The organism is Desulfuribacillus alkaliarsenatis (assembly GCF_001730225.1).
GTDB lineage: Bacteria > Bacillota > Bacilli > Desulfuribacillales > Desulfuribacillaceae > Desulfuribacillus > Desulfuribacillus alkaliarsenatis.
Genome location: NZ_MIJE01000031.1, coordinates 227,495 through 235,557, shown reverse-complemented (window position 1 = coordinate 235,557; position 8,063 = coordinate 227,495). Strand labels below are relative to the sequence as shown.

Genomic DNA, 8,063 nt, shown 5'->3' with positions numbered 1-8,063 from the left:
AGGCAGGTGCCTGTTTTCACAGACACCAAGAATAGGATGTAAAACTGCGTGGCTGTCAAGGGTGAACTTCGCGAGCAAAAACCGCTCGCCCTTGACAACCTGCGTAGTTGGTTGATGCTATTAAAAATCTAAAAAAGAATAAAGATAAAACTAGTGTGGCTCTCACTGATGCACATACTGGCTCAATTTGATGCACATACTGGCTCTGACTCATCACACTGGTGGTTCTATTTAAGTGCAATAAACACCCAATTCACTAATAAAGAAGAAACAGATTTATCACAGCTGAAATACATCTAATTCAATTCATTAAATAATATAATTAGTAATAGTCAATACAAGCAATATTATAACATTTTCTATGTTCAAACATAGTATTTTGAATTATACTAATATTTAGAAAACTAAGCAGAAAGAAGTTCGAAATGGGGTAGGGGTCTAGTTGAAGACAAGGATTCTTGGTATTTTACTTATTATTACTATATTTAGTTCGTTTTTTAATGCAAGTGTAAATGCAAATTCTCCTACTATCCTGCTAACGGAAGCAGAACAGCAATATTTACAGGAGCTAGGAAGTATCACAATGTGCGTAGATCCTGATTGGGTTCCCTTTGAGCATTTAGATGAGAAAGGGAATTTTACGGGGATTGCAGCAGATTTAATTGAATTGGTAGCAACCCGTCTAGGGATTACGATTGAAATTATTCCTACTATTGATTGGCCCGAAACCTTAGAATACTCTAAGGCGGGGAAATGCATGATTTTACCTTTCCTCAATCAGACCCCAGAACGTGAAGAGTGGTTGGTTTTTACAGAGCCTTTACTTATAGATGAAAATGTAATTATCACTCGTCAAGAGTATCCATATATTTCAGACCTTTCAGCTGTAACTGATAAGACGATTGTCCTACCAAAGGGAACCTCCATAGAAGAACGCGTTCGCAAAGACTTCCCGAATTTAACCATCATTACTACGGTAACAGAATCAGAAGCTTTGCAAATGGTTGAAAACAAACAAGCAGATATGACGTTACGTTCTTTAACAATTGCTGCCTACACAATTCGGGCAGAAGGATATTTTAATCTGAAAATCGCAGGTAGAGTCCCACAGTATACGAACTATCTTAGGATGGGCGTGTTAAAAGAAGAGCCAATGCTCAGGGATATATTAAATAAAGGTATCGCTACTATTACTCCTCAAGAACGTGAGGAAATTATTAACCGTCACGTATATATTAAGATTGAAGAAGGAACAAATTACAAGTTATTAGTACAGGTTGCGACAGTTGCTGTATTACTAACAGGTTTGCTTCTTTATTGGAACTATCGCCAAAAACAAATGAACAAAAAAATGAAAATTTTAAAGGCAGAAGCAGAGCTTGCAAAGAAACACTTTAAAACCATTTTTCAAACAATCCCAGATCCTACTTTAATAACAACGTTAGATGATTTTCGTATTATTGATTACAACCAAGCATACTTAGACAATAGTAGCTACACAGAGGCAGATATTGCTGCAAAGGTTCAAAATAGCATGTACTTGTATACAAATGATTCGGAGAAGAAAGAGGTCATTAAAGAAGAATTACTAGCTTACGGTTTTTGCAATAATATTGAAGTTCGACTATTAAATAAAGAAGGACAACAACAAATTGGCCAGATATCCGCGAAGCTTTTTTACTCAGACACAGAGCCACTAGTAATCAATGTTATAAGAGATATTACAATTGCTAAAAACACAGAGAAAAAGTTGTGGGAAAGTGAGCGGAGAATTAATTTGATATTTGAAAACTCTCCGATTGGCATTATTAATTTTAGTCCCGCAGGAGAAATTATAGCTGTCAACAACCACTTTTGCTCTATACTTGATATTACTAAGGAGCAAGCGACGCAAATAAATATGCTGGAGCTACGTAATGAGCAGATAGTTAATTGCATAAAACAAACGTTAAATGGCGAAGTGACGCACTATGAAGACATATATACATCTGTTATTTCTGGTAAAGAGGTTATGGTAAGGGCTACTTTCACGCCGCTAATTGATGATAATATTATCATTGGTGGTATCGGAATCATTGAGGATTTTACTGAGCGTAAGCGTTTAGAGGAAGAAATTAAGAAACTATCTGTTACAGATAAACTCACGCAAATATACAATAGACTTAAATTGGACGAAGCATTAGAGCAGGAATTAATACGAGCAAAAAGAACGGGAGAGATCTTTTCAGTCATTCTCACGGATATTGATCGATTTAAAGCTGTCAATGATAATTACGGACATCAAACAGGAGACCTTGTGTTAAAAGAATTTGCTACTATTCTAAAGGAGGGTATCCGTGCATCTGACATCGTTGGGCGTTGGGGGGGAGAGGAGTTTTTAATTATTGCTCCCGATACCAAATTAGAAAATGCTTGCATTCTAGCAGAAAAACTACGGACAAAAATTGAAGTCCATAGTTTTGTAGATAAGCTTAAGATAACAAGTAGCTTTGGCGTTGCTACTTTTAAAGATGATAATAGTGTATCTGCTATTATCTCTAGAGCAGATGATTCTCTTTATAAAGCTAAAAAAGGTGGAAGAAACGCGGTTATTTGTTAGGTAATATTTTTATCACTATCTCTGTACTGTCAGCATGATAAAACCAAGAAGCTTCAGATAACGAACGTTTACCAAAGAGTCGCTGCTTCCTATCAACGGGAGGTAGCGCTTTTCTAATTTGTTCAGCATCATACAGATATTTATCGTACGAATGATCGTAGTTATGCTTTTGTGTTTTAAGACTAACTCTCTCTATCGCCCAAGCATCCTTAAGATTTAGTATAGGAGTAGACTGATTCTTCAACTGCTTATGTGTCCAAGTACCCTTTCGGATATCGACACGGTATTCATTTAAGAATTGATACCCATATTTAGCGATGAATTTAATAGCGGCAATAATATAGTCAAAAGCCTTAGTGTCCATCGTATAATGGAAATTAACTCGTACCCAACCAGGTTTCATAGCTGTATTTCCAACGAGCACGGCTTCTTCAATTAATTTCAGCTTTTTTGCTTCTATATTGAGCAATTTAATTCCATATGGCCCAGCACAGGCACAGCCTGCGCGTGATTGAATGCCAAATAAGTCATTTAGTAGGGAAGAGACAAAGCCATAGTGAAGGTAGCCATCTTTATGACGAATGTTAAATGACAATACAGCTAGACGCTTATTAGCATCTAAATTACCTAATAGCTCGATGTTGCTAATTTTTCTAAGCTCTGAAATTGCCTTTTCGATAAATCCAGACTCAATATTTTCGATGGTCTGTATACCGATTTCATGTTTAAGCTCTAATGCCAAAGCGGCGCGAATTACCTGCATTATTCCAGGTGTACCTGCAGCTTCTCGCTCCTCAATTTCTGCCAAGTAGTATTGATTAGCTTCTGTGACAAACCTAACAGTCCCACCACCCGCTGTTGTTGGGGGATTAGATTTGTTGTATAGCTGTTTGTTTAGGACTAGGATTCCTGATGAGCTAGGACCGCCAAGGAATTTGTGCATTGCAAGATATATACCATCAAAGTAAGCATCCTTATCCGTACACATGTTAATTTCTACATAAGGACCGCAGGCAGCGTAGTCGAAGAATACATAACCGCCGTGCTGGTGCATAATTTTTGCTACATCGTAAACTGGGGTTTTTAAACCAGTTACATTCGAAGCCGCAGAGAACGAGCCAATTTTCAACCTGTGCGTATATTTAGGGTCACTGACGCGCCGTTTAAGGTCGTTCAAATCAAATAGCCCATCATTATCTAGGCCAATCTTAACAACCTCAGCATGACCCTCTCGCCATTGCAGTTCATTTGAATGATGCTCGTAGGAGCTGATAAATACCACTGGGCGTTGACGATGGAAATCCTTATCTACTGACATAAGAAAATTTTTTTCAGTACTTTTATATTGAGAATTTTCAACATATAACTCCCGTTGCCTAAAGTACTCAGGAGTCTTATAGATGCCGAGAATTTTTGATAGTTTATCGATTGCCCCTGTAGCTCCAGTACCAACAGGGATGATACTGTAATTCTTATTTGCTCCGACGGCTTTTTTTATTTTAGCCAGGGCATCGTTATATAACCCTGTCGTAAATCTTCCTGTAATGTCGTCAGTAGTGTGGGTGTTTGCATAAGTTTCATAAAGCTTTATATAATAATTCTCTAAAAATCGTACATACTTACCAGAGGCAACATAATCAGCGTAGGTTATTAATCGCTCGCCATAAGGGCCTTGCATATAACTACCGTTACCTAATATTTCATGTTTAAGTGATTTTATATCTATCATATCCACCATAAAACCTTCTTCTATAAGTTTTCTACCCTTTCAGGATTTAAGAATGGGCATATTAGTATATGATTATCGATAGACGATTGTCACATTTATAGCAGGATTTAAAATAATTTTTAAAAATGAGTATATAAAGATTGTTAAGTGCAAGCTAAATGTTATAAAGTAGTAATAAACGGAGGTGTGTCAATGGATCAATCACATAAAATCAAAAAATTATTAGTTGCAAACCGAGGCGAAATTGCTATAAGAATCTTTCGCGCTTGCACCGAGCTACATATTCGCACAGTAGCTATCTACTCCAAAGAAGATGCAGGCTCACTTCACAGGTATAAGGCTGACGAAGCGTATCTAGTAGGTGAAGGTAAAAAGCCAATCGAAGCGTATCTAGATATTGAAAGTATCATAGAAATTGCGAAAAAGCATGAGGTTGACGCAATTCATCCTGGGTATGGATTCTTATCTGAGAACATCAATTTTGCTAGACGCTGTCAAGAAGAAGGTATTATTTTCGTCGGTCCTGAGTTAAAACACTTAGAGATGTTTGGCGACAAGGTTCGTGCCAGGGAGCAAGCAATCCTAGCAGGAATCCCAGTTATTCCAGGAAGTGATGGGCCTGTTGAATCGATTGAAGCAGTTCAGGAATTTGCCGATAAACACGGGTTTCCACTTATCATTAAAGCTTCCCTAGGTGGTGGCGGTCGTGGAATGCGGATTGTGCGTGTACAATCAGAGCTGGAAGAAGCCTATAATAGGGCGAAATCAGAGGCAAAATCAGCCTTTGGAAACGATGAAATTTATGTAGAAAAATTCGTAGAAAACCCAAAACATATTGAAGTACAAATCTTAGCAGACAAGCATGGCAACATGGTTCATCTCTATGAACGTGATTGCTCCGTGCAAAGACGTCATCAAAAGGTTGTAGAAGTTGCACCAAGTGTAGGTTTAGACAAGAAGCTACGTATAGATATATGTGATGCAGCCGTAAAGCTAAGTAAGAATGTTGGTTACGTTAACGCTGGTACGGTAGAGTTTCTCGTTACAGCAAATGGTGATTTTTTCTTTATCGAGGTTAATCCACGTATTCAGGTAGAGCACACAATTACAGAGATGATTACTGGTGTAGATATTGTTCAGTCTCAGATTATGATATCCGATGGTGAGCAGCTACATGGAGACAAGCTAGGCATTCCTAAGCAGGAGAATATTATTCTCAATGGCTATGCTATTCAGTCCCGTGTTACAACAGAGGATCCGAGTAATAATTTCCTTCCAGATACAGGAAAGATTACAGCTTACCGAACGAGTGGTGGCTTTGGCGTGCGTCTTGATGGAGGTAATGGATTCCAAGGAGCAGTAATTACTCCACACTATGACTCATTGCTTGTAAAAGTCTCAACCTGGGCTTTAACATTCGAGCAAGCATCTGCGAAAATGGTGCGTAATTTGCGTGAGTTCCGTATTAGAGGTTTAAAAACTAACATTTTATTCCTAGAAAATGTCGTAGCCCATGAGAATTTCCTATCTGGTGAATATAACACATCATTTATCGATACGACACCAGAACTATTCGATTTTCCAATTATCAGAGATAGGGGTACAAAGCTTCTTTCTTTCATAGGGGAAACGATTGTAAATGGATACCCAGGATTAGATAAAAAGAAGAAGCCAGTGTTCGACAAACCAGTTATTCCAAAAGTAAAGCTGACAGAGCCGTTTCCATCAGGGACGAAGCAAATACTAGAACAGCAAGGGGCAAAGGGTTTAACTGATTGGGTAAAGGCACAGAAGCAAGTACTTTTAACAGATACGACCTTTAGAGATGCCCATCAATCGTTATTAGCGACACGTGTTAGAACCCATGATTTATCGCTGATTGCTGAGCCAACAGCTCGCATGCTGCCGAACCTATTTTCTACGGAAATGTGGGGTGGGGCAACATATGACGTAGCCATGCGTTTTTTACATGAAGACCCATGGGAAAGGCTGATTGAGCTTAGGGAAAAGATGCCGAACCTGTTATTCCAGATGCTCCTGAGAGCATCAAATGCCGTTGGTTATACGAACTATCCAGATAACTTAATTCGCGAGTTTGTTAAAGAGTCCGCGGATGCTGGAATTGACGTATTTAGAATCTTTGACAGCTTGAACTGGATTGAAGGTATGCGCCTAGCGATTGAGGCTACCTGCGATACGGGTAAAATAGCGGAAGCGGCGATTTGCTATACAGGAGATATCTTAGACCCTACGCGAAGCAAATACGACTTGAAATACTATAAGAATATGGCGATTGAGTTAGAGAAGTCTGGGGCACATATTCTAGGTATTAAAGACATGGCTGGCTTATTAAAGCCAGAGGCTGCATACCAATTGGTATCGACATTGAAGGAAGCGGTAGATATTCCAATCCACCTGCACACCCACGATACTAGCGGCAATGGTATTTTCACATACGCGAAGGCAATAGATGCGGGTGTAGATATCGTAGATGTTGCTGTCGGGGCAATGGCTGGACTTACTTCGCAACCAAGTGGAAACAGTTTGTATTATGCCTTGGCTAATACAGAACGACAACCAGATTTAGATATCCAGGCACTTGAGAAAATAGGACTATATTGGGAAGAAGTGCGCAAATATTACAGTGGCTTTGAAAGCGGCATGATGGCTCCACATACAGAAGTCTATGAGCATGAAATGCCAGGTGGTCAATACAGTAATCTACAGCAGCAGGCCAAGGCCGTTGGCTTGTATAACCGTTGGGATGAAGTCAAGAAAATGTATCGTACTGTTAATGACATGTGCGGGGATGTTGTGAAGGTTACGCCGTCATCTAAGGTCGTTGGTGATATGGCATTATATATGGTGCAGAACAACTTAACGGAAAAGGATATCTACGAGCGTGGAGACTCTTTAGACTTCCCTGACTCTGTAATTGAATTCTTCCAAGGACAGCTAGGGCAGCCGTATCAAGGATTCCCTGAAGCGCTGCAGAAAATTATCTTAAAAGGTAAGGAACCACTATCAGTACGTCCTGGAGAATTAATGGAGCCGGTTGATTTCGATAAGATTAGAGAAAAGCTTCAAGAGATGTTCGAAAAAGAAGTTACGACTCATGATGTCTTATCGTATGCTTTATATCCGAAGGTATATGAAGAGTTCGAGCGTTTCCGTCAACGCTTTGGCGATGTAGCTGCTTTAGATACACCAACATTCTTCTACGGATTACGCTTGGGTGAAGAAATTGAAGTAGAAATCGAACGTGGAAAGACGTTAATAATCCAGCTTGTATCTGTTTCTAAACCGAGAGACGATGGTACGAGGCTTGTTTACTTTGAATTAAATGGTGTACTTCGTGAGGTAATTATTAAAGATCAGGAAGTAAAGATTGCAGACACCTGCAAACAAAAGGCAGATAAATCGAATCCTGGTCACATAGGTGCATCGATGCCTGGAACTGTCCTCAAGACCTTAGTTGAAAAGGGCGACAAAGTAAGAAAAGGCGATCACTTAATCCTCACGGAAGCCATGAAGATGGAGACTACAGTACAGGCACCGTTTGATGGAGAAGTACTAGAGGTACATGTTACGAGTGGCGAATCCATTCAAACAGGAGATCTGCTGATTGAATTAACACGGTAAGAAAGATTAATAACATTCTAAATCGAACCCTACAACAAAAAGGCAATGGTCAATTATCATTTTGGCTCAAGCCATTTGTTGTCGGGTTTTCTG

General features: G+C 39.2%; 3 protein-coding genes. 2 read left to right on the top strand and 1 reads right to left on the bottom strand.

Translation table 11 applies throughout. From position 1 onward, the window contains the following. The first annotated feature begins 442 nt into the window (after nt 1-442). Complete coding sequence (locus BHF68_RS10740; protein ID WP_069643645.1) at nt 443-2,599, top strand: diguanylate cyclase; 2,157 nt, start codon at nt 443-445, stop codon at nt 2,597-2,599. On the opposite strand, the gene BHF68_RS10735 is transcribed toward BHF68_RS10740, so the two are convergent. After that, nucleotides 2,589-4,337, bottom strand: coding sequence for an aminotransferase class V-fold PLP-dependent enzyme (locus BHF68_RS10735; protein WP_069643644.1), 1,749 nt, complete (start codon nt 4,335-4,337; stop codon nt 2,589-2,591). The genes BHF68_RS10740 and BHF68_RS10735 overlap by 11 nt on opposite strands. Before the next feature lie 183 nt (nt 4,338-4,520). On the opposite strand from BHF68_RS10735, the gene pyc reads away from it, so the two are divergent. Next, nucleotides 4,521-7,970, top strand: coding sequence for a pyruvate carboxylase (gene pyc / locus BHF68_RS10730; RefSeq protein ID WP_069643643.1), 3,450 nt, complete (start codon nt 4,521-4,523; stop codon nt 7,968-7,970). The last annotated feature ends 93 nt before the right edge of the window (nt 7,971-8,063 follow it).

Coding starts and splice junctions, on each gene's coding strand:
- BHF68_RS10735 (WP_069643644.1), bottom strand. CDS start 4,337: ATGGTGGATATGATAGATATAAAATCACTTAAACATGAAATATTAGGT.
- pyc (WP_069643643.1), top strand. CDS start 4,521: ATGGATCAATCACATAAAATCAAAAAATTATTAGTTGCAAACCGAGGC.